At 67.3% G+C, this 26,109-nt stretch carries 19 protein-coding genes; 12 read left to right on the top strand and 7 right to left on the bottom strand.

What is annotated here, in order from left to right:
• Positions 1–50: 50 nt before the first annotated feature.
• The 3 genes from B5F85_RS04530 (at position 51) to B5F85_RS04520 (ending at position 5,649) form a co-directional block, all read left to right on the top strand.
• A complete protein-coding gene (locus B5F85_RS04530; RefSeq protein WP_087314814.1) occupies positions 51–752 on the top strand; it encodes an ABC transporter ATP-binding protein in 702 nt (233 codons plus the stop codon).
• 2 nt (positions 753–754) lie between these two features.
• On the top strand, positions 755–4,855 hold the full coding sequence (locus B5F85_RS04525; protein ID WP_087314812.1) for an FtsX-like permease family protein: 4,101 nt from the start codon (positions 755–757) through the stop codon (positions 4,853–4,855).
• A 224-nt stretch (positions 4,856–5,079) separates the two neighbouring features.
• A complete protein-coding gene (locus B5F85_RS04520; RefSeq protein ID WP_087314810.1) occupies positions 5,080–5,649 on the top strand; it encodes a manganese efflux pump MntP family protein in 570 nt (189 codons plus the stop codon).
• 132 nt (positions 5,650–5,781) lie between these two features.
• Here B5F85_RS04520 and yihA read toward each other — a convergent pair whose 3' ends face one another.
• Entirely contained in the window at positions 5,782–6,372 is a 591-nt protein-coding gene (gene yihA / locus B5F85_RS04515; RefSeq protein WP_087314808.1) for a ribosome biogenesis GTP-binding protein YihA/YsxC, read from the bottom strand.
• A gap of 84 nt (positions 6,373–6,456) precedes the next feature.
• Here yihA and B5F85_RS04510 point away from each other — a divergent pair, with 84 nt between their 5' ends.
• On the top strand, positions 6,457–7,269 hold the full coding sequence (locus B5F85_RS04510; RefSeq protein WP_087314806.1) for a fructosamine kinase family protein: 813 nt from the start codon (positions 6,457–6,459) through the stop codon (positions 7,267–7,269).
• A 132-nt stretch (positions 7,270–7,401) separates the two neighbouring features.
• Here B5F85_RS04510 and B5F85_RS04505 read toward each other — a convergent pair whose 3' ends face one another.
• Positions 7,402–8,652: an ATP-binding protein gene (locus B5F85_RS04505; RefSeq protein ID WP_087314804.1), complete on the bottom strand. Its 1,251-nt coding sequence runs from the start codon at positions 8,650–8,652 to the stop codon at positions 7,402–7,404.
• Positions 8,653–8,818: 166 nt separating this feature from the next.
• A complete protein-coding gene (locus tag B5F85_RS04500) occupies positions 8,819–10,948 on the bottom strand; it encodes an ATP-binding domain-containing protein (protein WP_087314802.1) in 2,130 nt (709 codons plus the stop codon).
• A gap of 131 nt (positions 10,949–11,079) precedes the next feature.
• Here B5F85_RS04500 and eda point away from each other — a divergent pair, with 131 nt between their 5' ends.
• The 3 genes from eda (at position 11,080) to B5F85_RS04485 (ending at position 14,268) form a co-directional block, all read left to right on the top strand.
• Complete coding sequence (gene eda, locus B5F85_RS04495; protein ID WP_087314801.1) at positions 11,080–11,727, top strand: bifunctional 4-hydroxy-2-oxoglutarate aldolase/2-dehydro-3-deoxy-phosphogluconate aldolase; 648 nt, start codon at positions 11,080–11,082, stop codon at positions 11,725–11,727.
• Positions 11,728–11,908: 181 nt separating this feature from the next.
• Positions 11,909–12,910, top strand: a complete 1,002-nt coding sequence (locus B5F85_RS04490; RefSeq protein ID WP_087314799.1) for a DUF362 domain-containing protein — start codon at positions 11,909–11,911, stop codon at positions 12,908–12,910.
• Between the two features lie 485 nt (positions 12,911–13,395).
• Positions 13,396–14,268: a hypothetical protein gene (locus B5F85_RS04485; RefSeq protein WP_143786130.1), complete on the top strand. Its 873-nt coding sequence runs from the start codon at positions 13,396–13,398 to the stop codon at positions 14,266–14,268.
• Positions 14,269–14,474: 206 nt separating this feature from the next.
• On the opposite strand, the gene B5F85_RS04480 is transcribed toward B5F85_RS04485, so the two are convergent.
• Complete coding sequence (locus B5F85_RS04480) at positions 14,475–17,063, bottom strand: DUF3516 domain-containing protein (protein ID WP_087314795.1); 2,589 nt, start codon at positions 17,061–17,063, stop codon at positions 14,475–14,477.
• Between the two features lie 85 nt (positions 17,064–17,148).
• Here B5F85_RS04480 and B5F85_RS04475 point away from each other — a divergent pair, with 85 nt between their 5' ends.
• Positions 17,149–17,664 (top strand): nitroreductase family protein, encoded by a 516-nt coding sequence (locus B5F85_RS04475; protein ID WP_087314793.1) that lies wholly within the window; start codon positions 17,149–17,151, stop codon positions 17,662–17,664.
• Positions 17,665–17,906: 242 nt separating this feature from the next.
• Positions 17,907–19,223, top strand: coding sequence for a polysaccharide deacetylase family protein (locus tag B5F85_RS04470; protein ID WP_087314791.1), 1,317 nt, complete (start codon positions 17,907–17,909; stop codon positions 19,221–19,223).
• Positions 19,224–19,311: 88 nt separating this feature from the next.
• Here B5F85_RS04470 and pyrE read toward each other — a convergent pair whose 3' ends face one another.
• Entirely contained in the window at positions 19,312–19,974 is a 663-nt protein-coding gene (gene pyrE / locus B5F85_RS04465) for an orotate phosphoribosyltransferase (RefSeq protein WP_087314789.1), read from the bottom strand.
• 299 nt (positions 19,975–20,273) lie between these two features.
• Here pyrE and asnS point away from each other — a divergent pair, with 299 nt between their 5' ends.
• On the top strand, positions 20,274–21,677 hold the full coding sequence (asnS, locus tag B5F85_RS04460) for an asparagine--tRNA ligase (protein WP_087314787.1): 1,404 nt from the start codon (positions 20,274–20,276) through the stop codon (positions 21,675–21,677).
• A 232-nt stretch (positions 21,678–21,909) separates the two neighbouring features.
• Complete coding sequence (locus B5F85_RS04455) at positions 21,910–23,127, top strand: CapA family protein (protein WP_239386700.1); 1,218 nt, start codon at positions 21,910–21,912, stop codon at positions 23,125–23,127.
• Positions 23,128–23,201: 74 nt separating this feature from the next.
• On the opposite strand, the gene glpK is transcribed toward B5F85_RS04455, so the two are convergent.
• Complete coding sequence (gene glpK / locus B5F85_RS04450; protein WP_087314783.1) at positions 23,202–24,695, bottom strand: glycerol kinase GlpK; 1,494 nt, start codon at positions 24,693–24,695, stop codon at positions 23,202–23,204.
• Between the two features lies 1 nt (position 24,696).
• Positions 24,697–25,662 carry an alpha/beta fold hydrolase gene (locus tag B5F85_RS04445; protein ID WP_087314781.1) on the bottom strand — a complete coding sequence of 322 codons (966 nt, stop codon included), beginning with the start codon at positions 25,660–25,662 and terminating at the stop codon, positions 24,697–24,699.
• A 138-nt stretch (positions 25,663–25,800) separates the two neighbouring features.
• Between B5F85_RS04445 and B5F85_RS04440 the strand changes: the two genes are divergently transcribed.
• Positions 25,801–26,082 carry a hypothetical protein gene (locus B5F85_RS04440; RefSeq protein WP_087314779.1) on the top strand — a complete coding sequence of 94 codons (282 nt, stop codon included), beginning with the start codon at positions 25,801–25,803 and terminating at the stop codon, positions 26,080–26,082.
• Positions 26,083–26,109: the final 27 nt, after the last annotated feature.

Below are 26,109 nucleotides of genomic sequence, written 5' to 3'. Positions count from 1 at the left end.
CCCCAGTATACTTCGATTAGACAACACGCTGTCGAGCAATCGGAGCCGGCATGGCCTACATAGACTTCCTAGACGTCGTGCGTACCTACGGAGAGGGGTCCGCCAAGATCAACGCCCTCGACGGTGCGAGCTTCACCGTCGAGCAGGGCGAGCTCGCCGTCATCCTGGGCGCCTCGGGCGCGGGCAAGACCACGGCTCTCAACATCCTGGGCGGCATGGACAGCGCCACCTCGGGCACCGTTCGCGTGGACGGCCGCGACCTTTCCGGTGCGAGCGAGAACGACCTCGTGCTGTACCGCCGCGCTGACGTGGGCTTTGTCTTCCAGTTCTACAACCTCGTGCCCAACCTCACCGCGCTCGAGAACGTGGAGCTTGCGACGCAGATCTGCCCCGACTCGCTCGACCCCGCGGAGACGCTTACGAAGGTGGGCCTGGCCGAGCGCCTGAGCAACTTCCCCGCGCAGCTCTCCGGCGGCGAGCAGCAGCGCGTCTCCATCGCGCGCGCCATGGCCAAGAACCCCAAGCTGCTTCTGTGCGACGAGCCCACCGGCGCGCTCGACTACCAGACGGGCAAGCAGATCCTGCAGCTCCTGCAGGACATGTGCCGCAACGAGGGCATAACCGTCATCATCGTCACGCACAACGCGGCGCTCGCGGACATGGCGGACCGTCTCATCCGCTTCAAGAGCGGACGCGTGACGAGCATGACGACCAACGACGACCCCACGCCCATCGCAGAGATCGAGTGGTAGCCATGTCGTCGGCCGCGTCACAGAGCGCCTTCACGCGCGACATCCTGCGCACGGTTCGCGGGAGCCTCAAGCGCTTCGTGGCGCTCGCCGCGATCACGGCGCTCGGCGTGACGATGCTCACGGGCCTGCGCGCCTCCTGCGTGGACCTGCGCAACTCGGCCGACGCGTTCTTTGACGAGCAGAGCCTCTTCGACGTGCGCGTGCAGTCCACCCTCGGCCTCACGGACGAGGACGTGGAGGCGCTCGCCGCGCTCGAGGGCGTGGAGGCCGCCGAGGGCGGCTACGTGGAGACGGCCTACACGACGGTGGGCTCGGTCTCCGAGAAGGTCGACGTCAAGGCGCTCTCGCCCTCCGGCATGAACGAGCCGCTCGTGCTCGAGGGGCGCCTGCCCGAGAGCGAGGACGAGATCGCCGTCACGCAGCGCTACCTCAAGGACTCCGGCCTTACCATCGGCGACACGGTGACCTTCCACGGCGCCGATGACGACGAGGACGCCGCAGAGGGCGAGAAGGACGAGGGACTCGACGCGCTCGACTCCGGCTCGACGGAGGTCTTCGAGCGCCGCGACTACACGATCGTGGGGTCGGTGCTCGACCCGATGGACGTCAACGCCGGCGAGGGGACGATGTCGTTCCGCTCGAGCGGCGGGTCGCAGTACTCGTTCTTCGTGACGCCCGAATGCGCGACGGCCGAGGCGTACACGGTGGCCTATCTCATCGTCGAGGGCGCGAGCGAGCCGCTGTGCTACTCCGACGAGTACGACCAGATCGTCGACGCCGTGAAGCAGCGCGTCGAGGACGCGCGCGGCGAGCGCGAGCGGGTGCGCGGGGAGGGCATCCGCGCGGACGCCACCGAGGAGGTCGACGAGGCGGAGGCCGAGGCGCTCGAGGAGCTCGCGGATGCCGAACAGGAGATCGCCGACGGCCAGGCGGAGCTCGACGACGGACGCGCCGAGGTGGCCGACGGTCAGGCAGAGCTTGACGAGCAGCGCGCCGACGCGCTGGGCCAGCTCGACGACGCCCAGGCGGAGATTGACGACGGGCGCGCGCAGCTCGAGGACGGAGCCGCTCAGCTCGCCGACGGAAAGGCCGAGCTCGCCGCCGGCATCGAGGAGTACAACGCGGCGCTCCCAGGCGCCGAGCAGCAGCTGAGGGACGGTCAGGCGCAGCTCGACGCAGCGCGCGACGAGTTCTACGCCACGACGATCGCGGAGCTCGAGGCGCAGCGCGCCGAGGTCGAGGCGACCGTGGACAGCCTGACGCAGACCATAGCGACCCTCGACGGCAGCGTCATCCAGATGGCCGACGGGCTCGACGCGATGGCGGGCTCGCTGCCCGAGGCCGGCGAGGCGCTCTCGGGCGTCGCGGCGCAGGTGCGCGGGGCCTGGGAGCAGGTGCAGACAGCGGACGAGAGCAGCGCCGAGACGGCGGTCAGCGCGTTTTCGGGCGCGATGGGCCAGGCGGCCTCCGCGCTGACGCCCGTCTCGGAGTCCCTGGGGCAGATGTCCGGTCAGCTCCAGGCACAGGCCGAGGAGCTCACGGGCCAGATCGCGACCATCGACGCCGCGCTCGAAGAGCTCGACGCGGGCATCGGGCAGACCCAGGCGGCGCTCGACGCCATTGACGCGCAGATAGCGGCGCTCGAGCAGGGCGAGACGGGCGAGCCGGAAGCTCCCGGCGAGACGGGTGGCGCGGAGGAGCCCGAGGAGGCGTCCGGCGCGGAGGGGCCCGAGGTGGGCGCGGCAGCCGAGGCGGCAGCGCCGCAGAGGAGCCCGGAGCTCGAGGCGCTTCTCGCCCAGCGCGAGCAGCTGCAGGCCACGCTCACCGGCCTCACGGCGCAGCGCGCGGAGCTCCAGGCGTCCCGAGACGCCGCGCAGCAGGGCGTCGAGACCATCCAGGGGCAGCTCGCGAGCCTCGAGAGCTCGCAGGCGGGCCTCCAGCAGATCATCGCTCTGGGCTCTGCCGACCCCGCGAGCGAGCAGAGCGCCGCCGCGCTGGCAGGCGGCCGCGTCCAGGCCGCGGCGGGCCTCGCTCAGGCAAACGACGGTCTCGCGCAGCTTGACGCCGGCATCGAGCAGGCAAAGACCACTGCCGAGACGGAGTTTTCCAAGCAGCAGGCCATCATCGACGAGGGTTGGCAGGACCTGCGCGACGCCTATGACCAGCTTGTCTCCGCTCAGGCCACGCTCGAGCAGAGCGAGCGCGAGCTTGCGGACGGCTGGGCGGAGCTCGAGGAGGGACAGGCAGAGCTCGACCGCCAGCGCGCCGAGGCCCTGGAGCAGCTCGCGGACGCGCAGCAGCAGCTCGACGATGCCCTGGCAGAGATCGCCGACGGCCAGGCTGAGCTCGACGACGCCCGCGCCACCTTCGAGTCCGAGCGCGACGACGCCCTCGCCGAGATCGCCGACGCGCGCGCCGAGATCGAGGACCTGCCTGACGCCACGTGGTACGTCCAGGACCGTTCGAGCCTCTCGAGCTACGCGAGCGTGGACTCCGACGCCTCCTCGATCGAGGCCATCGGCACCGTGATTCCCGTCGTGTTCTTCGTGGTGGCGGTGCTCATCAGCCTCACCACCATGACGCGCATGGTCGAGGAGGAGCGCGGGCTCATCGGCGTCTACAAGGCGCTCGGGTACTCGCGCGGCCGCATCCTCTCCAAGTACGCGCTCTACGCGCTGGCGGCCTGTGTCGTGGGAGCGATCGTGGGCAACGTGCTCGGCTTCGTCGTGCTGCCCGCCATCATCTTCACGATCTTCTCGACCATGTATGCGCTGCCGGGCTTCATGTACGGCTTTGACGTGGCGAGCTCTGCCGTGGCCTTCGCTCTCTTTGCGCTGGGCATCGTGGGCGCGACGGTTCTCACCTGCCGCCAGGAGCTCAAGGAGTCCCCGGCAGAGCTCATGCGGCCCAAGGCGCCGCGCGCGGGCTCGCGCATCCTGCTCGAGCGCATCGCGCCCGTCTGGAACAGGTTCAGCTTCCTCAACAAGGTCACGGCGCGCAACCTCTTCCGCTACAAGCGGCGCTTCCTTATGACGACCTTTGGCATCGCGGGGTGCGTTGCGCTGCTCATCACGGGCTTTGGCATCCGCGACACGGTGCTCTCGCTCTCGCCGCGCCAGTACGGCGACGCGGGCGTGACCCGCTACGACCTCATGGCTGTGAGCTCCGCTGACCACCTCGACGAGGTGGTGGCCGACCTCGAGGCCGACCCCGAGGTCGAGGACCTCATTCGCGTCTACATCGACAGCCTCACGGTGAGCTACGGCGACGACAAGGAGACCGTGCAGCTCGTGGTGATGCCCGAGGCCGCCGACCTCGCGGGCTACACGCAGCTCGAGGACGAGGGCGGCAGCGAGCTCGAGCTCACGGAAGACGGTGCCGTGATTACCAAGAACGCCGAGCAGGTCATGGGCTTTGCGCTGGGCGACGAGCTGGCGCTGCAGGACTCCGCGCTCGCCGAGGGGGCCGTGCGGGTGGACGGCATCGCGCTCAACTACCTGAGCAACACGATCTTCATGACCGCGGACGCCTACGAGACGGCATTTGGCGAGAAGTGCGAGATGAACGGCGTGCTCGCCCATCTTGCGGGCGCGAGCGAGGAGCAGATCGAGCTCTCCGAGCGCCTCACGCAGGACGACCGCCTGCTTTCGGTGGTATCCACGGCCAAGCTCGTGCGCGACTTCTCGAGCGCCTTCACGCTCATCAACACCGTGGTCTACGTGGTCATCGTGCTTGCCGCCGCCCTTGCGTTCACCGTGGTCTTCACGCTCTCCAACACCAACATCTCCGAGCGCGAGCGCGAGCTCGCGACGCTCAAGGTCCTGGGCTTCAAGCGACCCGAGGTGCACAGCTACATCAACAAGGAGACGATCATCCTCACGGGCATCGGCGTGGTGCTCGGCATGCCGCTCGGCTATGCCCTCGCGCGCTCGCTCACGTGGATCTTGCGGATGCCGTCGCTGTACTTCGACGTGGTGGTGGACCCGCTCACCTACGTGATCTCCGCGGTGCTGGCGTTCGTGTTCACGGTGGCCGTGAACCTCATCACCAATCGCTCGCTCGACCGCATCGACATGGTCGGCGCCCTCAAGTCCGCCGAGTAGGCAATGCGCGTGCCGTCCCGCCGCGCCCGCTCCGCCGCGGCCCTGCGCGGCGCCCCTGTGCTATGATGGCCGTCCACGAGGGAGTAGTGGCACGCCGCGAAGGCGTGCGGCGCGTCAACACGCTGGCGGAAAACGCCTGGCGCGCCTTAATCAACGAGACTCGCGACGAGGGTGAGTGCCCTTGTCGCGAGTCTTTTTGTTTGACGCCAAGGAGAGGGGACGTCATGGGAATCGTCGAGCTGGTGCTCATCGCCGTGGGGCTGTCGATGGATGCGTTTGCGGTCTCGATCTGCCGCGGCCTGGGGATGCGGAAGCTCAACCTGCGCACGGCCGCGGTGCTGGCGCTTTTCTTCGGGGGCTTCCAGGCGCTCATGCCGCTCATGGGCTGGGCGCTGGGCACGCAGTTCATGTGGCTGATCGAGCCGGTCGACCACTGGGTGGCCTTTGTCCTTCTCGCCTTCATCGGCGGAAAGATGCTCTGGGAGGCCTTCCACGAGGAGGACGAATGCGGGTGCGAGGACACGAGCGGCATCGACCTGCGCGAGTTTCTTGTGCTGGCGGTGGCGACGTCGATCGACGCCCTGGCGGCGGGCATCTCGTTCGCGGCGCTCAACGTGGACATCGTGGCGTCGGTTTCGCTCATCGGTGTCATCACGTTCTGCCTCTCGTTTGCGGGCGTGGCGGTGGGGCACTTCTTTGGCGCGCGCTACGAGAAGCCCGCGAGCGTCGTGGGCGGCGTCGTGCTGATCCTCATCGGCCTCAAGGTCCTGCTCGAGCACCTCGGCGTTCTGTGAGCTCGGGGCGGGCTTTCTGCTGATTGGGGATGCAAATTGGGGACGTGTTATTTCGTGCAGACGTTGTTTCGTCTGCACGAAATAACACGTCCCCAATTTGCATCCCCAATCAGCAGAAAGCCCGCCCCGAGCTCACAGGCAGGCGTCGGCGATGCGGCGACGGAGCTCGTCGATGCCCTGACCGGTCTCGGACGAGGTGATCACGACCTGCTCGCGGTCGATGCCGAGCTGCTTGGCAATGGTCGCGGCCTGCTGCATCTGCTTCGAGCGACCGAGCTTGTCGGCCTTGGTGAGCGCCACCACGAAGGGCAGCTCGCTCTCGAGAAGAAACCCCACCATCTCGTGGTCGAGCTTCTGGGCGTCGTGGCGGATGTCGACGAGCGCGATGACGAGGTTGAAGCTGCGCTCCTGCGCAAAGTAGCCGGAGATGAGGTTGGCCCAGCGCTGCTTCTCCTTCTGCGACACCTTGGCAAAACCGTAGCCGGGCAGGTCCACGAAGCGGATGCCGTCGACGTCGAAGAAGTTGATGTTGGCCGTCTTGCCGGGCGTGCTCGAGACCTTGACCAGACCCTTGCGATTGAAGAGCTTGTTGAGCAGCGACGACTTGCCCACGTTGGAGCGGCCGGCCACCGCCACCTCGGGCGTGGTGGAGGCGGGAAGCTGTGCCACGGTGCCGTACGACGCCTCGAAGCGCGCGAGCTGATAGTTGATGCTGCCGGCCATGCTGGTCCTTTCGGTCGTCTGCTTGGGGCACTATTGTACCCGTGGACCTCAGGAGGCTAGAAAAGCTGCACAAAGGGGGCGGAGATGCAGGAGACGTTCGTGAAGGCCGCTGGGTACGGGGACAACCTTCCGGGTGAGGCGGCGGCGCTGCGCTGGCTTGCGGAGGCCGAGAAGAACGGCGGGGTCCGCGTCGTGCGCGTGCTGAGCGTGAGCGAGGACCAGCTCGTCGAGGAGCGCGTGAGGACCGGGGCGCCCTCGGTCGCGGCGGCTCGGCGCACGGGCGCGGCGCTGGCGCGCATGCATGCCGCGGGCGCGTCGTGGTACGGCTGCGCCCCGGAGGGCTGGACGGGAGAGCCGTGGTGCGGGCGCGCCCGCACGCCTTACGTGGCGCGCGAGGATGCCGCGGCGAGCTGGGGCGCGTTCTTCGCCGAGCATCGCGTCATGAACTACGTGCGCAGCCTTGTCGATAGCGGTGAGTTTGGCCCATCTGAGTTGCGGCTCTTTGAGCGGGTGGCCGCGCGGTTGACGGCAGGGGAGTTTGATGCGCCGCAGCCCGAGCTCGTGCGTGCGGCGGGCGTGCCCTGCGCACGCCTTCACGGCGATCTCTGGTCCGGGAACGTGCTCTGGGACGGCAATCGTGCCGCACCGACGGGCAGCGTCCTGATCGACCCCATGGCCTACGGCGGCCATGCTGAGACGGACCTCGCGATGCTCGCGCTCTTTGGGCACCCGCTGCTGGAGGAGGTTCTTCTCGGCTATGACGAGGCCTCGCCACTTGCGGATGGCTGGCGGGAGCGCGTGGGCCTCCACCAGCTGGCGCCGCTGCTTCTGCACTGCGTGCTCTTTGGTGGCTGGTATCTGGACGAGACGGTGGCGATGGCGCGTCGCTACGCATAGGTTGACAATCACGTCAGGTTATATTGTCAACCACACGTGATTGTCAGCCCGCGCGGTTGACAATATAACCTGACGTGATTGTCAACTTGGCGTGATCGTCAACCGCACGGGGACTGCCCTCAATTCACAGGCTCAGGAACGGAGCAGGGCGTCCACGAGCTCGTTGTCCTCGGGATCGGGCGAGCCGAGCGGCAGGCCGCAGGCCTCGAAGAAGTGGCTCCCCGCAAACTGGCGCGCGCGGAAGGTGTCGTGTGCTCCGTCGCTGAGATAGCGTACGCGCGAGAGGCAGTCGGTGGTCGCGCAGTAGAGAACGCCGTGCTTCTCAGCATAGCGGAGATAGGTCTCGTCGTCGGACCACAGGGTCACGCCGGCCATGTTCTCGAGCTCGTAGGCCACGGCGTACTCCTGCCAGGGGATGTCGCGCACGCGCACGTAGCGGTCGAGCAGCGTCGCCATGCGCTTCACGCGGCTGAGCGTCGCCGCGGCGTCGATGAGGCGCGCTCCCTCGGCGGGCGGGAAGAGCGCGCGGCGCGTCATCGTGGCAAGTGCCCGGTCGCGCTCCCGCCCCTCGAGCAGGACTGCCGGCACGGAGAGCTTCATCGACTCGTCCGGGAAGAGCTCGATCGCGGAGTGAGGCACCACGGTCTCGTCGCGTGCGGGGATGCGAAAGACGAGGCTGTCGTGGGCGTGCTGGATGCGGCAGTCGAGCCCCTGCTGTCCAAACGCCACGCGCATCGCTGCGGCGGTCTCGTTGGAGCGGTCGCGCGAGAAGGCCTCCTCGGAGTCGCGCCCCATCCTAAAGAGGTAGAGGTTGAAGAGCGGCAGCTCCCTGCGACGGGCGTCGGGCATGGGATAGTAGACGGTACGCTTGCAGAAGGCGCGCACCTCGAGCCGGCGGCGCGTGGCCTTGTCGTAGAGGTCCACGAGCGCCGTGCCCGCGGCGGGACCGGACGTGGAGCCCTCGCGGATTTCCACGATGCCGTCGGCCACGTAGGGCGGGAAGTCCCCCTCGAGGACCTGGACGAGAATGACGCCCTGCTCAGGCGAGGCGGGATCGGGAAGGAAGCGCGCCGAGAAGCGCGGGGCGGGGGAGACGTGGCGCCGGCAGAGCTCGCCGACGACCTGGCTCACGTCTGCCCCGGGGCGGGGTACCGGGCACACGTCCTTCTCGGCGTCCGATATGCCGATGACGAGCCAGCCGCCTCGCGAGTTGGCGAACGAGGCGACGATCTTGGGTATCTTGCGGCGAACGCTCGGCGAGAAGGTCTGCTTGAGCTCGAGGGCGAAGCCCTCCTCGAGGTCGCGCAGCTGCTCGAGGTCGGGATACTCGACCTCGGCGATCGTCTTGGGCGCGCCCTGCTCGCTGCGGAAGGGGCTGAACATGGGACCTCCTCGCCTGCGCCGGTTGTTGCCCTATTGTCTCACGTTCCCTGCGGTCGCCGAGTTGACAGTCACGTCAGGTTATATTGTCACGCGCCTGAGGTGTGACAATATAACCTGACGTGACTGTCAACCTGACGTGACTATCAGCTCCAGCCGGTAGGTGCCGTTATCGCAGAAGCGGGGTGAGCGGCCCCTGGGCGAGCACGGTCACGCGGTGCATGGCGCGGGAGAGCGCGGTATAGAGGCGCCGGCGCGCGAGAGGGGCGTCAGGGTAGACCTCGGCCTGCGCGTCGGGCACGATGACGTGGTCGAACTCCAGGCCCTTGGCGACGCGCAGGGGCAGCAGCACCGTTCCGGCGGCGGGAAGCGCCGCGTGCTTGCCCAGGACCGTCACGGTGTCGCCGAGCTGCTTGGCAAGCCAGCTCACGCGCGCGTCGCTCTCGGCCACGACGGCGGTGAGGCCCTCGCCGGGCTCGGCCACCGCGGCGCGCAGGGCCTCGAGGTACTCCTCGCGGTCGTCGAACGAGCGGATGACGGGCTCCACGCCCGCACGCTGTACCGAGGTGAGCCGCAGCTGCTCGTCCTTCTCGAGAAGCCCGGTGAACAGCGCCGTGATCTCCGGGGAGGAGCGGTAGCTCGTGAGCAGGCGGCACTCGTCAACGCTGCCGTGGGTCTCGCGGAAGATCTCCGCGATGCGGTCGAAGGTGGCCGTTCCCTCGAAGATGGCCTGGTGCTCGTCGCCCAGCAGCAGGAAGTGCGCGCGCGAGAAGTGACGCGCAAGCACCATGAGCTGGGCCTCGGTGTAGTCCTGAACCTCGTCGAGCATGACGAAGCGCGCGCTCTTGTCGCCCGTGCCGGTAAAGAGGAGCCGCAGGAACAGCCACTCCGTCGCGGAGAGCGCGTTGGCGCCGAGCATGCGCATGCCGATTCGGTCAAAGCGCAGCCACTCGAGTCGCTCGATGCGCTCGTGCGCGCCCGCGTAGCGAAACTCCACGAGGCGGCGCGCGTACTCGATGGTCTGCGCCTCGTCGTCGGGGGAGATGGTCTCGCCAAAGACCTCGACCTGCTGCTCGATGTCCATCTCGAGCATCTCCTCCTGCAGCTCCTCGCTCTTGGACATCTGCGTGAAGCGCCGCTCGAGGCGGCTGTGCAGCTCGTCCTTCACGAGCGCGGTGAAGCGCGGTCCCACCGGGAACTGAGAGAACTTCTCGACGGCGCCCTGGATCTGCCCCGGCTTGAGCAGCACCTCGTCTCCCTCGCGGATCTCGCGCAGGTCGTCAGCCTCGAGCACGAGGTCGGCGGCTGCGGCCTCGAGGCGGCGCAGCGAGGCCGGGTCGGTGTCGAGGCCCAGGTCGCGCTCGCCGGCCCCCTGCGCCTCCACGAACGCGCGCCAGGTCACGGTCTGCGGGTTGGCCTCGCCCATGGAGGGCAGCACGGTGTCGATGTAGCTCTCGAAGACGGTGTTGGGCGTGAAGAGCCACACCTGGTCCGGGGAGAGCGTCGCGCGCTCGCGGTACAGCAGGAACGCAATGCGCTGCAGCAGCACCGACGTCTTGCCCGACCCCGCGATGCCGTTGACGAGAAGGACGGGCACGTCGTCATGGCGCACGACCTCGTTCTGCTCGCGCTGGATGGTGGCCGTGATGGCCTGGAGCTTCTCGGTGTGACGCTTCTTGAGGGCGCCCAGGAGCAGCGAGTCCTGAATCGCGATCGTGGTGTCGAAGTACATGTTGAGCTGGTCGCGCACGATGTCGAACTGGCGGCGCAGCGTGAGGTTGACCGTGCGGGTCTTGCCGTCCACCTGGTAGGAGGTGGGGCCCATCTCCTGGTTGTAGTAGGTCTCGGCGACGGGGGAGCGCCAGTCCACCACGAGCGGGCGGCTGCGCTCGTCGGTCATGCCCGCGGCGCCGATGTAGACGTCGCGCGGCGGGCGGCCCGGGCGCATCTCGAGCGTGACCTTCGCGAAGTAGGGCTGCATGAGCAGAAGCATCACGCGGCGCAGCTTGTCCACGTTGAAGTCGTGGTACTGATTGTAGGCGTCGATGACGGAGTTGAGCGTCTCGATGGCGGCGAGCGTCTCGATGGTCTCGTCCGCGCCGCCAAAGTCCAGGCGCACCTCCTCGGACATGTCGATGAGGTCCTGCTTGGCGCCGCGGTGGTTGCTCTCGAGGTCCTCGGAGATCTCGTCGCGGATCTGCAGCAGCTTGGCGTAGAGCTCGGAGAGGTGAGCCTGCTCCTGCTGGAAGATGGGGTCGTCTGCGTGGGCGCCCTGAGCGCTCTCGAGGTTCTCGGCCATGCGCCTCCTCCTGCCGCCGCGTGGAATATCGAGTAAATAATGTTACGCCATAGCGCCGATCGGGCACAACGACAAAGGGATCGCGTGGCGCGCTAGACTCAAGGCAAACACGTTTGGGGGAAGGGATGGCAATGAGCTACATGGACGGCTTTTATCGGCAGGTCGAGAAGATCGGTGTGGTCCCGGTGGTCGTGCTCGACCGCGTGGAGGACGCGCTCCCGGTGGCGGACGTGCTCGTGGAGGGAGGCCTGCCCTCCGCCGAGGTGACCTTTCGCACCGCCTGCGCCGCGGACGCCATCCACGAGATGAGCGAGAAGTGTCCCGAGCTGCTCATGGGCGCGGGCACGGTGCTCACGCTCGACCAGGCGCGTCGCGCCGTCGGCGCCGGGGCTCGCTACATCGTGAGCCCGGGCTACAACATGGAGGTCGTGGACTGGTGCCTTGCGAACGAGGTGCCGGTGCTGCCGGCGGGCGTCACGCCGACGGAGGTCACGGCGCTCGTGAACAAGGGGCTTGCGGTCACCAAGTTCTTCCCGGCCGCCCAGTACGGCGGGCTCGACACGATCAAGGCCCTGGCTTCGGTCTTTGTTGGTCACCGCTTCATGCCCACGGGCGGAGTCTCGGCCGCGAACCTCCGGGAGTACCTCGCGTGCCCCGCGATCCTTGCCTGCGGTGGCACCTGGATGGTCAAGCCCGACCTCATCCGTGCCGGCGCGTTTGACCGTATGCTCGAGCTCACGCGCGAGGCCGCCGCGCTGGTCCGCGAGGTCAGGGGCTAGTACCCGCTGCCACCTCCCTTCGGGGCGGACTCTGCCATGCGCCGCGCCGAACCCCTCTTCTTTCGAGGACGCTCCGTCGATGCCTGCTGACGGGGCGTTCTCATGTTTGCCGAAAAACAAGTGACGATACGTCTCTAAAGTGTATACTACGAGTCACAGGAACTCTAAACAAGGAGGCATCATGGCCGAGAAGAACCCGCAGCCCGGCACCGGCGGCGAGCGCTACGTCCCCTACGAGGAGCGCGGCGGCAACGAGTCGATCGTCTACTTCACGCGCGACCTCTCCGCGGCGGGCCTGCGCCGCGCGTACGAGCAGGTGAGCGGTAACGTCTCCGGCAAGGTGGCCGTCAAGCTCCACACCGGGGAGCAGCACGGGCCCAACATCATCCCGCGCCCGTGGGTGGCGGAGCTCCTGAAGGCCGACCTCCCGGACGCGACCATCGTGGAGACCAACAGCTACTACGCCGGTGACCGCGACACCACCGAGAAGCACCGGGCGACCCTCGAGGTCAACGGCTGGACCTTCGCGCCCGTGGACATCATGGACGAGGACGGTGCTACGCCCTTTCCCGTGGCGGGCGGGAAGTGGTTCGACGAGGTGCACATGGGCTCGCACCTGGCCGACTACGACTCCCTGTTCGTGCTCACGCACTTCAAGGGGCACACGAAGGGCGGCTTTGGCGGCTCGGCCAAGAACATCGGCATCGGCTGCGCCGACGGCAGGATCGGCAAGAAGGAGATTCACACCACGCCCGGCTCCGACGACATGTGGGACATCTCGGACGAGGAGTTCATGGAGCGCATGATGGAGTCGGCCAAGGCCGTGTGCGACCACTTCGGCGAGCGCATCACCTTCGTGAACGTGATGCGCAACATGTCCGTCTCCTGCGACTGCGAGGGCACGGCGGCCGAGCCCGTGGTCACGCCCAACGTGGGCATCCTCGCCTCCACGGACATCCTCGCGATTGACCAGGCCTGCGTCGACCTGGTCTACGCCATGAGGGAGGAGGACCGCCACGCCCTTGTGGAGCGCATGGAGACCCGCCACGGCCTGCGCCAGCTCTCCTACATGAAGGAGCTCGGCATGGGCAACGACCGCTACGTGCTCGTGGACCTCGACAACGGCGGCTCGCGCATCCAGCCGGCTGACGCCGTTGCCCACGTGGTGCCTTTTGAGGGCTAAAAATTAACTTATAACTTTACTACCCATGGGGTGCGCAGGAAGTGGGGCTGTGCGCCCCCACTGTTGTAGGCAGTTTTTTCGGGCAGGGTACTGTAGAGACGCATAATGCGCCGAGAAAGTGCAGGCTGAGGCCTTGCGGTCTGCCTTTGTACTCGGGCTCTTTCAAAAAACTGCCTACAACAGCCGCACGCCCCGAAACGGGCGCCTCTCACCGAAACAATTTCCGCCTCCGCGACGCCTCAGTGAATTGTCCTGACCGATTTAGCTGGGGTAGCAGATTGAGGGAAGCTCCCGTGCAGAAGAGAGGCAGACGGGAAATCCACGCAGTCGCTAGGCTGCCTCCTACGAGCCCATCAAGCTGGGAGGTAGACATGCCAATTTGCTTGAGTCATGAGTCTGCGTTGCGCTACTGGCTTACGAAGACGGGGGACGAGTGCATTCCCAACGGTTCTGAGAGAAAGAATCTTGCCTGGGCGAGCGCAAACATGAGTGAGATTAAGGAAGCGCACCTCCCCTTTGGCTATTCCGAGGATGTCCCGCTGCACGTGCTCGTTCCCGATCGCTCCAGCCAGCGCCACCTCAAGAGCGTTGTCACCCATGTGTGGAAGGCGGGCCTCCCCTCGGGATCGCTCTTCGAGCTTTCGGGCACAAACTGCGTCTGTTCTCCCGAGCTCACATATCTGCAGCTCGCGTCAACAAGCGACTTCACTAGGATGGTCGAAATCGGTTGCCATCTGTGTGCGGAGTTCGCAATATCAGATAAGGGGAGAGATTATGCCGGAAAACGAGAGACCCTCACTCTGCCAGAAAGGATGGGGACGTGTCTCGACTCCCTCTCGAAGGTATACGGACTCGTCGTTGCCCGGAAGGCCCTCCAATATGTAGTCCCCTGCACGGCTTCCCCGATGGAAATCCTGCTGGCGCTCACCTTTGTTCTCCCCCCGGAGCATGGTGGCTGGGCAATGCCGGAAATAGTCGCCAACCAGCGCATCGACGTTGACGAGAGGCTTCGTCCTCTCGTAGGGGAAAAGTACTTCAAGGGGGACATCTACTTACCGTCTGTTCGCGGAAACATTGAATACGACAGTTATGAGTACCATACGGGAAAGTATCGCTACGACCATACGCAGGCGCGTAGAAACGTTCTCGAGGCAATGGGGGTCAAGACAGTCTCTGCAACTTGGGGACAGATGAGAACGTTCGAGAAGTTTGAGACGTTCATCTGGATGGTGAGGGAGCGGTTTGGCATTGAGCAGAGGTCCTATACTGCTGACGAGCGCGCCGCTCAGAAAGACCTGTATGCTCGCTTGACCGATCCGGAGGCGCGCCTATTCCGAGGAACAGTGCCCATCGGATAACCCGAGGTTCGCGTTGTAGGCAGTTTTTGGAAGAAGCCCGAGTAGATGCCGAAGTGACGACCTTCTTACCTGCGAAAACTATGCTGGGCAAGGCGAGGCGCCGGGGCTGCTCGCAAAAACTGCCTACGACGTGAGGGTGCTCCATCCGAAGCGCTCCGACGGGTCGCGGCGGGAAGGGGCGCGTCGCCCCGGCCCGCCGCGGCTTGCTACTCGTCGTCCACGAAGCCTACGCGGTAGCTCGAGAACACCACGGCGCCCTCGTCCTGCGTGGCGTCGAGATCCACGTCTCCCCAGATGCCGAAGTCGCGGTCGTCGTCGGAGTCGCGGAAGACCTGGTGCACGTGCCAGACGTGGGTCGCGCGCTCGTCGGACGCGTCGATTGAGAAATACGCAGCGCTGCGTGCGTCGCCGTCGAGCACGATCTCCTCGTGCTCCTCGTAGAAGCGGTCTAGGGCGCGCTGCCACACCGGCGCCCGCCAGCCCCACTCGGCGTCGAGCTTGCCGAGCTCGTCGACGCTGCCAAACGCCGCCAGCCGCACGCGGGCGAAAAGGGCGTTGCGCACGAGCAGCGTGAGGCCGCGACGGTCGCGCACGACCTCGTCCGCGGCGGGCGGGGCGGCGTCGAGCCCCTCGGCGGAGCTCTCCCCGGCGGCGGCCCATTCGTCCACGAGCGAGGAGTCCACCGTGCGCACCACAAGTCCCAGCCACGCGATGATGTCGTTCAGGCGCTCGTCCCGCTTGTCGAGCGGCACGGTGCGGTCGAGGGCGCGGAACGCCTCGGAGAGGTAGCGCAGCAGCAGACCCTCGGAGCGCGCGATGCCGTAGCGGCCTACGTACTCCTTGAAGTCGCTCGCCGTCTCCACCATGTCGCGCAGGATGGATTTGGGGGAGAGCGCAAAGTCGCGCGCCCAGGGAACCTTCTCGCAGTACTCGGCAAAGGCGGCGTCGAGCAGCTCCTCGAGCGGCTTGGGCCAGGTGACCTCCTGCAGGCGCTCCATGCGCTCGTCGTACTCGATGCCCTCGGCCTTCATCTCGGACATCGCGCGGTCGCGCGCGGCGCGCTGCTGGGCGCGCAGGATCTGGAACGGGTCCTCGAGCGTGGCCTCTGCCATGGAGATGACGTCGAGCGCGTAGGTCTCCGACTCGGGGTCCAGAAGCTCCAGCGCGGCGAGCAGAAACGGTGACAGCGGCTGGTCGAGGGCAAAGTCGTCCGGCAGGTCCACGGTGGTGGACCAGACGTCGCCCTCGGGGCCCTCCTCGCGCGTGACCACGCCGGCGTCGAGCAGCGTGGCAAAGATCTCGTCGGCGCGCGTGGCAAGTGCGGCCTTCTCCTCGGCCGGCTGCGCGGAGTCCTCGATGAGCTTGTGCACGCGCGCCCAGGCGTCGCCGCCCTGCTCGACCTCGGCGAGCACCATCGAGTGGGTGACCTTCATGCGCGGGCGCAGAGGCTCCGGCACGGCCGCCTCCAGGCGTTCGAAGGTCTGCTTGTTCCAGCCCACAAACCCCTCGGGCGGCTTCTTCGTCTTGATCTTGCGCGCCTTCTTGGGGTCGCCGCCAGCTTTGGCGAGCGCGCGGGCGTTCTCGATGTCGTACTCGGTGGCCTCGGCGATGACGTGGCCCTCGGTGTCAAAGCCGGCGCGTCCGGCGCGGCCCACGATCTGGTGGAACTCGCGCGCGTTGAGGTGGCGCATGCGGCGTCCGTCAAACTTGGAGAGCGCGGTGAGCACCACGGTGTGAATGGGCACGTTGATGCCCACGCCGAGCGTGTCCGTGCCGCAGATGACCGGCAGCAGGCCCTGCTGCGCGAGCTTCTCCACGAGCAGGCGGTAGCGCGGCAGCATGCCCGCGTGGTGCACGCCCACGCCGCAGCCGAGCAGGCGCTGGAGCGTCTTGCCAAAGGTGGTGGTGAAGCGCGTGCCCCTGATCGCCTCCTTGATGGCCTCGCGCTGCTCCTTGGTGGAGACGCCGTAGCTCGCCAGGGACTGCGCGCTCGCCAGCGCCGCGTCCTGCGCGAAGTGCACGATGTAGAGCGGCGCCTCGCCCGCGCGCAGCGCGAGCTCCACCGTGCCCTCCAGGGCCGTGTCCACGAACTCGTAGGAGAGCGGCACGGGGCGCGGTGCGTCCGCGATCGTGTCCACCGTGCGCCCTCCCGTGTGCTCGGAGAGCGCGGCGGCAATGGAGGAGGTGTCGCCCAGCGTGGCGCTCATCAGAAGGAACTGCACGTGGGGGAGGGTGAGCAGCGGCACCTGCCAGGCCCAGCCGCGGTCCGGGTCCGCGTAGAAGTGGAACTCGTCCATGGCCACGCAGCCCACGTCGCACGTCTCGCCCTCGCGGAGGGCCTGATTGGCGAGAATCTCCGCCGTGCAGCAGATGATCGGCGCCTCCGCGTTGATGGCCGCGTCTCCGGTGATCATGCCCACGTTCTCACGGCCGAAGAGCTCCACGAGGTCAAAGAACTTCTCGCTCACCAGGGCCTTGATGGGGGCGGTGTAGTAGGCCCGTCGGTCGGTGCACACGCTCATGAAGCACATGCCCAGCGCCACCATCGACTTGCCCGAGCCCGTGGGCGTGCCCAAGATCAGGTGGTCGCCGGCGGCCAGGCTGAGAAGCGCCTCCTCCTGGTGGGGCCAGAGCTCGATGCCGCGAGACTCGACCCAGCCCAAAAAGAGGTCGAGCGCCTCCTCGGCGGGGATGTTGGGATAGGTTGACTCGTCCGGCCAGGGGATGAGCCTCCCCAGCGAGCCGGGGGCGTTGGGCCCCTCATCGATGGTCGTGGCTGCGGATGCGTCTGCCATGCGTGCTCCTCCGTTCGCGGGCCTTCCATTCTACCCCGTGCGTCGCGGGTATACTCGACGTGTCCACCAAGAGGAGGGAGTCCCCATGACCGATTTCCTGCAGCTCGCGCACGATCGCTACTCCTGTCGCGCATTCGCCGACCGGCCCGTGGAGGACGAGAAGGTCCAGGCGCTCATCGACGCCGCCGTCGCCGCGCCCACCGCAGTGGACAAGCAGCCGTGGCACCTCTGGGTCGTGGAGAGTCCCGAGGTCGTGGAGCGCCTCTCCGGGCTCACGCGCTTCTCCTTTGGGGCGCGCGTGATCTTGGTGCTGGGGGCCGCTCCCGACGAGGCGTGGGTGCGCAAGTACGACGGACGTAACTTCGCCGACGTGGACGCGTCCATCGTGGGCACCCACATCATGCTGGCCGCGCACGACCTTGGGCTGGGGACCACCTGGGTCGGCCACTTCGACGCGCCCGCGGTGAAAGAGGCCTTCCCCGAGATGGCAGGCTATGACCTGGTGGCGCTCTTCCCGCTCGGCTATCCCGCGGAGGGTGACGAGCCCGCGGCGATGCACTTCAAGCGCCGTCCCGCCGAGGAGCTCGTCTCGCGCCTGTAGGCCTTCGAGTCTTCTGCCAATCGGGGACTCTCTGCTAATTGGGGACAGTCCCCAATTAGCAGCAAGTTGGGGACAGTCCCCAATTTACAGAAGCTCCCAACTGATGGCGCCCAGATGTCACCCTCGGTTTACATGACGCCAACGTCACGGACGGCGGCGGTCCAAGATGGTAGGCTGTGGGTGGCGCGGGAAATCACACCACACAAGGCACTTCTCGTCCCCGCGCGAACGGACGGAATCACATGAGCGAGAACTACTATCCCCGTCAGCAGCGCGCGGCGTCCCCGCACCTGCGCGCGCAGACTCCCTCCCGTCGTCAGCAGCCGGGCCGTCAGCCGCGCCAGCCGCGGCGCTCCTCGCGCGAGAGCCGCCTGGTCGCGGTTCTCGCGCTGCTCGTCATCGCCGCCATCGTGGGGGGCGGCATCTGGATGTGGCTCAACCGCACCGTGCGCGTGATCGTCAACGGCACGGGCGTGGACGTGAGCGCCAGCGCGACGCTCGAGCAGATCATGGAGGACGAGGGCATCTCCCCCAAGGCGGGCAACCTCGTCTCGGTTGGGGGCAACCTGCTCGAGGAGGGCGGCGGGACCGCGTTCACCGCCACGGTCGACGGCGAGACCCTCGACGAGGGCGCCGCCGCGTCCTTCCGCGCCTCGGGCAACGAGTCGATCATCATCGGTGACGGCACCGACGTCGTCGAGGCCTCCCACGAGGAGGAGCGCGAGGTCCAGCCCCAGCTCGAGCCCGCCGACTCCGTGGGTGCCATCACCTTTGTCTCCCAGTACGGCAAGGTCGGCAGGCAGAAGTTCACGGTCGGGGACGTCTCGGGCGAGACGGTCGCCGGCGAGGTGATCGAGCCCGTCCAAAACGTCAAGCTCGAGAGCATCAACCCGCGCCCGGAGGGCAACCGCAAGGTCGTCGCCATCACCTTCGACGACGGCCCCAGCAGCTACACCCAGCGCTACCTCGACATCCTGAGCGAGCATGGTGCCCGCGCGACGTTTTTCTGCCTGGGCTCGCAGATTCCCGGCCGCGAGGACCTTGTGCAGGCCATCAAGGCCCAGGGCTCGCAGGTGTGCTCCCACACGCAAAACCACGAGCAGCTCACGGCAATCGACACGGACACGCTGCGCTCCGAGATCGGCGACGCCTTCTCCGCGATCTCCTCTGCGGGCGGCGGCGACACCACGACGCTGCGCCCGCCGTACGGCTCGCTCGACGCCCAGACATGGGTCAACTCGGGCGGGAACTTCTCGGCATCCGTGATCTGGAACCTCGACAGCCTCGACTGGGAGCTCCCAGGCGTCGACACGATCGTGAGCAACTGCACCGAGGGCATCTGGAGCGGCGCGATCATCCTCATGCACGACGGTGGCGGCAACCGCGACCAGGACCTCGAGGCCCTGCCCAAGATCTTGGAGAAGCTCCAGAGCCAGGGCTACGAGTTCGTCACGCTCTCTGAGCTCTTTGCGCTCGACAGTCGCATTCCGGCAGAGGTCGCGTCCGGCAACGCCCGCATGCCCGAGGACTGCGTCTGGGCGACGAGCCTGGCGGAGTAGCCCTCGACCTGGGACGGATTGAAAGAAAGGGCGGGCCGCCAGCGCAGCTTGCTGGCGGCCCGCCCTCCTCATCTCTTCTCGTCGCGCGCTACTTGACGCCGTACTGCTCGTAGTAGGCGTCGATCGCGGCCTTGAGCTCGGGCGTGATGACGGTGCCGTCGAGCGCCTCGACGACCTCGGCCATGCTCACGATGCTCGCCACCGGGAACCCGTACTTCTCCTGGATCTCCTGCTGAGCGGTCACGACGCCGCCCTTGCCGACCTCCATGCGGTTGAGGCTTACGATGAGGCCCTTGATCTCCACGTCGGCGGCACCGGTCACCTTGGGGTAGGTTTCGTCGATGGACTTGCCCGAGGTGGTGACGTCCTCGATCATGACCACGCGGTCGCCGTCGGCGAGCTTGGTGCCGAGCAGTCCGCCCTTGTCGGCGCCGTGGTCCTTCTCCTCCTTGCGGTCGGAGCAGTAGCGGACCTCCTTGCCGTAGAGCTCGTGCAGGGCGATGGCCGTGGTCACGGCCAGCGGGATGCCCTTGTAGGCCGGCCCAAAGAGCACGTCGAAGTCCAGGCCAAAGTTATCGTGGATGGCGTGGGCGTAGTACTCGCCCAGGCGCTTGAGCTGGGAGCCCGTGACGTAGGCGCCGGCGTTCATGAAGAAGGGGGACTTGCGCCCGCTCTTGAGCGTGAAGTCACCGAACTTCAGGACGTTGGACTCGACCATGAACTCAATGAACTCGCGCTTGTAGGCTTCCATATGCTCTCCTTCCGGCGGCCGAGCCGCGTCGTATGCGTAACTAGATTCTACTTGTCCGCGGCAACCGCATTGCTCGAGAGAAGCCACTTCCACGCGGGCACCTGCGCGATGCGACCGGCCTCTGACTCCAAGACTGGTAATCTCACATGACCAATTTCCTCATAATTGGTCACGCAAGATTACCAGTCGGGCGTCACGACGCTCCTTTGCCACGGGCCCTGCAAGCGCCGTCACGCGCGTTGCGCTAGAGTTAGACCGGCATATCGAGAAGAACCTCGTCTCGCAAAAGGAGAACCCCCGTGGAACGCACCCACATCTCTCAGCTCTTTGCCGACATGGACCAGATCGGCGGCACCACCGTCACCGTGGCGGGCTGGGTCCGCTCGGTCCGCGACATGAAGAACTTTGGCTTCGTCATGCTCAACGACGGCTCCTGCTTCAAGGACCTGCAGGTCGTCATGAACCGCGAGAAGCTCGCCAACTATGACGAGATCGCCGCCACGGGCGTGGGCTCGGCCCTCGTGGTCACGGGCACGCTCGCGCTCACGCCGGATCGCCCGCAGCCCTTTGAGCTCCAGGCCGCGACCATCGTGGTGGAGGGCGCCTCCGCGCCGGACTACCCCATGCAGAAGAAGCGCCAGACCCGCGAGTTCCTGCGCACCCAGCAGCACCTGCGCAGCCGCACCAACCTCTTCCGCGCCGTCTTCCGCGTGCGCTCCGTGGCGGCCTTCGCCATCCACCAGTTCTTCCAGGAGCGCGGCTTCGTCTACGTGAACACGCCGATCATCACCACCTCCGACGCCGAGGGCGCGGGCGAGATGTTCCGCGTGACCACGCTCGACCTCGAGAACCCGCCGCGCACCGAGCAGGGCCAGATCGACTGGTCCCAGGACTTCTTCGGTCATGCCGCCAACCTCACCGTCTCCGGCCAGCTCCAGGCCGAGAACTTCGCGCTGGCCTTTGGCGACGTCTACACCTTTGGCCCCACCTTCCGTGCCGAGAACTCCAACACGCGTCGCCATGCGGCCGAGTTCTGGATGGTCGAGCCCGAGATGGCCTTCTGCGACCTTGCCGGGGACATGGCATGCGTCGAGGACATGCTCAAGTACGTGATCAACTACGTGATGGAGCACTGCCCGGACGAGATGGAGTTCTTCAACAAGTTCGTGGACAAGGGCCTGATCGAGCGCCTCACCCACGTGGCCACCTCGGACTTTGCCCACGTCACCTACACCGAGGCCATCCAGATCCTCCAGGATGCCGCCGCCTCCGGCCACGTCTTCGAGTATCCGGTCGACTGGGGCTCTGACCTGCAGACCGAGCACGAGCGCTACCTCACCGAGGAGCATTTCAAGCGCCCGACCTTCGTGACCGACTACCCGGCCGCGATCAAGGCCTTCTACATGCGCCTCAACGACGACGGCAAGACCGTTGCCGCGGTGGACTGCCTCGTGCCTGGCATCGGCGAGATCGTGGGCGGCTCGCAGCGCGAGGAGCGCCTCGACGTGCTCGAGCGCCGCATCGCGGAGCTGGGCATGGAGCCCGATCAGTACAAGTACTACCTCGACCTGCGTCGCTACGGCGGCTGCCAGCACGCCGGCTTTGGCCTGGGCTTCGAGCGCATGGTCATGTACCTCACCGGCGTCGACAACATCCGCGACGTCATCCCGCACCCGCGCACCGTGGGCAACGCGGACTTCTAGTTCAGCCTGGGGCCGGCCGCGCGCCGGCCCTTTTTCTGTCTCGAGGTTCTTCTCGGCCCAAGAGCCGTCCGACTGCGCCGAGTAAGAGTTTCTTGCGAGAAGTGCCTCCATTTGACCCCGCTTCTTGCAAGAAACTCTTACTCGATGCCGGTGCCGAGAGGCGCGTCAGGCAATAAGAACATGCGACAATGGGGCCACGCGCACCTGTCGCAAGGAGGTTACCGTGGCCCGCATGATGCTCACACGTCGCTCGCTCTTCTCGGCTGCCGCGCTTTCGGGGCTGGGGGCGCTGGCGGGATGCTCCCACGCGGCGGCGCCTGAGACGGGGCGCGCACCGGGGACGGTCTTTGACCGTGCGCACGCGGAGGCGGACGCGTCCGGAGCGGAGCCTCCCGAGGGCGGCGAGCGGCTCACGCTGCTTGCGGTCGGCGACGTCCTGCTGCATCCGAGCGTGCAGGAGAGCGGCCTTGGCGAGGATGGGACGCGAGACTACGCCCACCTCTTTGCGCACGTCGCGGATGACGTTGAGGCGGCGGACCTCGCACTCGTGAGTCAGGAGACGATCCTGGGTGGCGAGGCGCTCGGCCTCTCGGGCTATCCCAGCTTCAACGGCCCGCAGGAGGTTGGCGACGCGGAGGTCGGCGCAGGCTTTGACGTGGTGCTCCACGCCAACAACCACGCGCTCGACCGCGGGCTGGACGGCATAGCTGCCGAGCTCGCCTACTGGCGCTCGGCTCATCCGGGCATGTTGGTCACGGGCATCGCGGACAGCCGGGAGGCTGCCGGCGAGCGGCCCGTCATCGAGCGCGCGGGACACACGGTCGCCGTGCTCAACTACGCCACGTACATGAACGGCGTCCCGCTGCCGGAGCCCTGGTGCGTGCGCATGATGGACGCGGAGCTCGTGGCATCCGACGTCGCCGCCGTACGCGCGGCGGGCGCCGACCTCATCGTTGCCTGCCCGCACTGGGGCGACGAGTACGCCGCCGAGCCCAACGCCGACCAGCGCGGATGGGCGCAGACGCTCGCCGACGCGGGTGCGGACGTCATCATCGGCGGCCATCCTCACGTTTTGCAGCCCTTCGAGGTGCTGGCCTCAGCGGACGGGCGGACGGTGCCCGTGTTCTGGTCCGTGGGCAACTTCGTCTCGGGCCAGAGCCGCATGGACACGATGGTGGGCGGCATGGCCCAGGTGAGCGCGTCCTTCTCGGACGCGGGCGCGCGCGTCGACGAGTGCCGGCTCACGGCGCTGGTCACGCAGCGGGCGAAGGGGGAGGGCTTCGCCACCCGACGCTTGGCGGACTACACCGAGGAGCTTGCCGCGGCAAACGGCATCCGCGCCTTCGAGGGCTGCGAGGGCTTCTCGCGCGCATGGTGCGTGGAGTTTTGCTCGGAGCGGCTGGGCGAGGACTTTGACCCGGTCGCGGGAGAGCTCGTCTGGCGAGCGTGACCCAAAAGGGGGTAGGCGCGTGACAATTAGGACAGGTTGAATTGTCACGTGCCCGTTCCCACCGTCTCGCCTCCCTACAGCACGCGGCGCACGGCGTCGTGCCAGCCGGCGAGAAGGGCGTCCGCGCGCGACGGGTCCATCGTGCGGCGGAAGACGTCGTCGGTCTCGCGCAGGCCACGCAGCTCGTCGGTGCCGCTCCAGAACCCAGAGGCAAGCCCCGCCAGGTAGGCCGCCCCGAGCGAGGTGGTCTCGGTGTTGGCGGGGCGCCGCAGCTCCCGCCCCAGCAGGTCGGCCTGGAACTGCATCAGGAAGTCGTTTGCCGAGGCGCCGCCGTCGACGTTGAGCACGTCGAGCGCGCCGCCGGCGTCGGCGGCCATGGCGTCCGCGAGGTCGCAGATCTGGTACGAGAGCGCCTCGAGCGCGGCTCGCGCGAGGTGGGCGCGCGTGGTCCCGCGCGTGAGGCCCAGGATCGCGCCGCGGGCGTCGGGCTTCCACCAGGGCGCCCCGAGCCCGGTGAAGGCCGGCACGATGTAGACGCCGCCGGTGTCCGGCACGCTTTGCGCGAGCGCCTCGGTTTCCGCCGCGGTGCGAATGATGCCCAGCTCGTCGCGCAGCCACTGGATGAGCGCGCCCGCCACAAAGACGGAGCCCTCGAGGGCGTACTGCGTGTCTGTGACGTTCGGCGGCGCGGCGGCGATGGTGGTAACGAGGCCGTGCTCGCTCGCTCGGGCCTCGCTGCCGGTGTTGAGCAGCATGAAGCAGCCGGTCCCATAGGTGTTCTTGGCCTCGCCGGGCGCAAAGCAGCACTGCCCGAAGAGGGCCGCCTGCTGGTCGCCGGCCACGCCCATGATGGGGATGCCGGCAGGAAGCCCCGGGTAGCTCGTCTCGCCAAAGAGGCCGGAGCTCGGGCGCACCTCGGGCATCATCGAGGCCGGGATGCCAAAGAGGGCGAGGAGCTCCTCGTCCCAGCGACCCTCGTGGATGTTGTAGAGCATCGTGCGGCTGGCGTTGGTGGGGTCGGTCGCGTGCACCAGGCCGCCTGTGAGCACCCAGACAAGCCACGTGTCCACGGTGCCAAAGAGCAGCTCACCCGCCTCGGCGCGCTCGCGCGCCCCGGGAACGTTTTCCAAGATCCAGGCGATCTTGCTCGCCGAGAAGTACGCGTCGGGCAGAAGGCCCGTCTTCGCCCTGATCGTGGCGCTCATCTCGGGCGCGCCGCAGAGCCGCTCGACCATCTCGGCCGTGCGCCGGCACTGCCACACGATGGCGTTGCACACGGGCGCCCCCGTCGCCGGATCCCAGACGATGGTGGTCTCGCGTTGGTTGTCGATGCCGATGGCGGCCACGTTTGCCGCGGTGAGCCCGTGGCGCGCGATGAGCTCCGTGCAGCTGCCGAGCTGCGAGAAGAGAATCTCCTGCGGGTTGTGCTCGACCCAGCCGGGATGCGGGAAGATCTGCTGGAAGGGGCGCTGGACGACGTCGACCATGCGGCCGGCGCGGTCGACGAGCGCGGCACGCGACGAGGTGGTCCCCTGGTCGAGCGCGATCACGTACTTCTCGGTGCCCATGTTAGCGTCCCTTCCCGTCGAGCCGCGCCTCGATCCAGGAGAGCACGTCTCCCATGACGCGCGCGCCGTCCTTCTCGTTGAGGATCTCGTGGCGCATGCCCTCGTAGATGCGCACGTCCACGTGCCTTTGCCCGGCGCGGCGCGCGAGCTTCGCCGCGGCCCGCACCCCCTTGCCGTTGTCTCCCACGGGGTCCTCCGCGCCGGAGACAAAGAGCAGGGGCACGTCGTGAGGCGCGCGCCGGGCCCACGAAAGCGAGCAGGCGCGCGCCGTGAGCTTGGTGACCGCCGCGTAGCCGCCCGCGGAGAACATGAACCCGCAGCGGGGATCGGCGACGTAGGCGGCCACGTTCTTCTCGTTGTGGCTGAGCCACTCACAGCCCGATGCGCCGGGGACGGCTCGCGCATAGGCTCCGACGCCCATGCCGTCGAGCAGCTTTGATCGGTACTTCTCGCCACGGACGGCACAGGTGAGGCGCGCGAGGGCATGCCCCGCCCACGAGACGGCGACGGGGAGGGTGCCGGTTCCGCTGAGGACCACGCCCGCGAGGCCCCTTCCGTGCTCCGCCAGGTAGACGCGGGCGATATAGCTGCCGAGCGAGTGGCCAAAGAGCAGGTAGGGAACGTCTGCGCCCATGCGCTCGGTCATGACGCGTCGCAGCGTGTGCTCGTCGGCGACGAGCGCCTCGGCGCCGCCGCGCGCCGGAAGGCAGCCGTAGGCGTCGGGGTCGCAGGAGGCGCCGTGGCCGATGTGGTCGTCGCCGCAGACCGCGAGACCGTGTTCGGCGAGCATGTTTGCGAACGCGTCGTAGCGCTCCACGTGCTCGGCCATGCCGTGGATGAGCTGCACGACCCCGCGCGGCCGCTCGCCGGCGGCGAGCTTTGGCTGCCAGAGGAGCGCTCGGATGGTCGAGCGCCCGTCCGCGGAGGGGAAGCTCAGCTCTTCTCGGTTGGCCTCTTGATGTCCCATGGTCCTCCTCGATCAATCCCTGTAAGCAGTATCCTCATCCGGCTGCCCGCAAGCCTCGAGGTTCCGCCCGCCGACGTGAATATGCCGCTCGCGTTGGGGTACGATACCGTCTCGAGCGCACGATAGGGGAGGGTTCGCATGGGCTTTCACTGCACCGACTGCATCTTCGCGTCCTTTGCGCGCAACAAGAAGACCGGCAAGTTCCGTGGCGCATGCAGCCGTGGCTTCACGCTGACGGACCCTCACGTCCACACGAGCCCTGAGAACCACTTTGCCGAGGACCCGCGCAGTCTCGTTCCGACGATCGATCCGTTTGGCGAGGAGTACCTGCGCACCTCCAACGTTTGCGACCGCTTCCATCCTTCCGAGGACGCCCAGGCGCGCGAGGGGCGACACGGCTGGTGGCACGCTCACCTGTGAGGGTGACGCCGCCTCCCAACAAACTTG

It is taken from the genome of Olsenella sp. An293 (assembly GCF_002159495.1).
Lineage (GTDB): Bacteria > Actinomycetota > Coriobacteriia > Coriobacteriales > Atopobiaceae > Thermophilibacter.
This window is presented reverse-complemented; position numbering and strand designations above follow the sequence as displayed.